This window comes from Colwellia sp. F1 (assembly GCF_056238625.1).
This window is the reverse complement of sequence record NZ_JBWDLI010000090.1, coordinates 1-2,325: the sequence shown is the minus strand read 5'-3', so window position 1 is coordinate 2,325 and position 2,325 is coordinate 1. Positions and strand designations below refer to the sequence as shown.

General features: G+C 50.0%; 2 protein-coding genes. Both read left to right on the top strand.

What is annotated here, in order from left to right; translation table 11 throughout:
* The first annotated feature begins 257 nt into the window (after positions 1–257).
* Positions 258–1,364, top strand: a complete 1,107-nt coding sequence (locus AC0UA9_RS17580; protein ID WP_475662055.1) for an FAD-binding oxidoreductase — start codon at positions 258–260, stop codon at positions 1,362–1,364.
* Between the two features lie 288 nt (positions 1,365–1,652).
* The coding region (locus AC0UA9_RS17575) for a serine hydroxymethyltransferase (protein ID WP_475662053.1) at positions 1,653–2,325 on the top strand (673 nt) is incomplete at its 3' end.

The window sequence follows — 2,325 nt, the reverse complement described above, 5'->3', positions numbered from 1 at the left end:
CGAGTGGAGCCTGATGACATTGTCTGATTGTTTTTCAGGCTAACGCCTACCAATTATCTGCCCGCGACATCAGGTGGCGTAACGGCGACTAAAGAAGAGGTTTCTAAGCAATTAAGAGTGGCACGAGGTAAGTGCGCGTCGTTGTCAGGTAAGTCGGCTAAGTGGAGCGTCCCCAAAATGCATACCAACGGTGCTGGGCTATAGCCAATATAGTTCGGTAATGCATAGCGATGAAGGCTGGTCAGGCAGAGGCGATAATGACAACTAATTTCTTTAACCCGGTCACGACCCAAACCTGGACTAACGGCCGCCACCAAGTACGTTGCGTTAAGGTGATCCAAGAAACCCAGGATGTACGCACGTTCTGTTTTATGGCGGAGCAACCGGTACTGTTCTTCTTCAAGCCTGGCCAGTTTGTGACCCTAGAGCTTGAGATCGATAATCAGCCGATCATGCGATCCTATACAATCTCTAGTTCACCCTCTATTCCTTACAGTTTTTCGATTACTGTTAAGCAGGTGCCGGGGGGCGTTGTGTCCAATTGGCTGCATGCCAATTTAAAGGTGGGCGATGAGCTGGTGGTACATGGGCCGGTCGGGAACTTTAACTCGATCGATTTTCCTGCCGAGAAAGTGCTGTTTCTTTCTGGCGGCGTTGGTATTACCCCTTTAATGTCTATGACACGCTGGCTTTTTGATACTAATGCCGCTGTTGATGTTGAATTTATACATAGCGCTCGAGCACCCCGCGATGTCATTTATCATCGTGAATTGGTGCATATGTTTTCGCGTATCCCCGAATTCAAACTACATATTATCTGTGAGAGCAAGGAAGATATTGGTGAGGCATGGGCTGGCTACCGTGGTTATCTCACCGAGCCGCTGTTTGAGTTAATGGTGCCGGACTTTATGGAGAGAGAAATCTTTTGTTGCGGCCCTACTCCCTATATGAACGCCATTAAACGTATTTTGCAGCACCATAACTTTGATATGAGCCATTATCACGAAGAGTCGTTTGGTGCCACGCCTGTCGACGTTCGTGATGATGTACGTGAGCTGGCCGAGCAAGCAGAAGTCGAAGCTGAAAATATTGATAGCAAGGACTTGCACAGCATCGAGTTCGCCTCAACCGGCAAAAGTGTGCGCATTCAGCCTGGTGAAACGGTGCATGCAGCAGCGGCGAAGTTGGGTCTGCATATCCCCAAAGCATGCGGTATGGGCATATGCGGAACTTGCCGCGTAGAGCTCAAGTCGGGGGAGGTGGATATGGAGCATAACGGGGGCATTACGGATGAGGATGTCGCAGATGGCTACATTCTATCTTGCTGCAGTCGCCCTAAAGGGGATCTCATCGTCGATTTTTAACCCCTCTGTTTAATACTTTCAGTAAAGCGCCCCTTAAGGTTTTCTGCCGTTTGGGGCGCTTTTTTATGGGTAATCAATGATCGTCTATCTGCGCAGCTAGGCTAATTGATGTCGATGTCGCAAATGCATCGAGTGGTGACGTCAACAAGTATCTTGGGCCAGGAAACCAACGATAGTATCGCGGTAAGAAAGCGTTGGCAGGAATTTTGGTTGATAAAAGCCTTGGTTTGCCAGCGTTAAAGAGAGCGTCCAGCACTTAATAAAAAAGTCACTCATCAGGAGGCGACAATGCTTCAAAGTAATTTTTCCCCCAAAGCACGTTTGGCCAGTTACGACAGTTTGCTCGCAGAAGCAATTGCTGAAGAAACGGTACGCCAAGAAGCGCATATTGAGCTAATCGCCTCCGAAAATTACACCAGCCAGCTTGTCATGGAAGCGCAGGGCACCCAACTGACTAACAAGTATGCGGAAGGCTATCCAGGTCGTCGCTACTACGGCGGTTGTGAGTTCGTCGACAAGGTTGAGGCCTTAGCCATTGAACGTGCTTGTAACTTATTTAGTGCCAATTATGCCAATGTGCAGCCGCATTCCGGTGCTCAGGCCAATGCCGCAGTGTTTATGGCGCTGGTCAAACCTGGCGATACGATTCTAGGTATGAGCCTTGCCCACGGCGGCCACTTAACCCACGGTGCCGCCCCTAACTTCTCGGGCAAGCACTACAACGCCGTTCAGTACGGTCTCAAGCCGGAAACGGGTGAGATCGATTACGAAGAAGTTGAGCGTTTGGCTCGCGAGCATCAGCCAAAAATGATCATTGCCGGTTTCTCTGCCTACTCTCGCGTGGTGGATTGGCGCCGTTTCCGCACGATCGCTGATGAAGTGGGTGCTTACTTAATGGTCGACATGGCTCACGTTGCAGGCTTGGTGGCAGCTAACCTTTATCCGAGCCCGTTGCCTCATG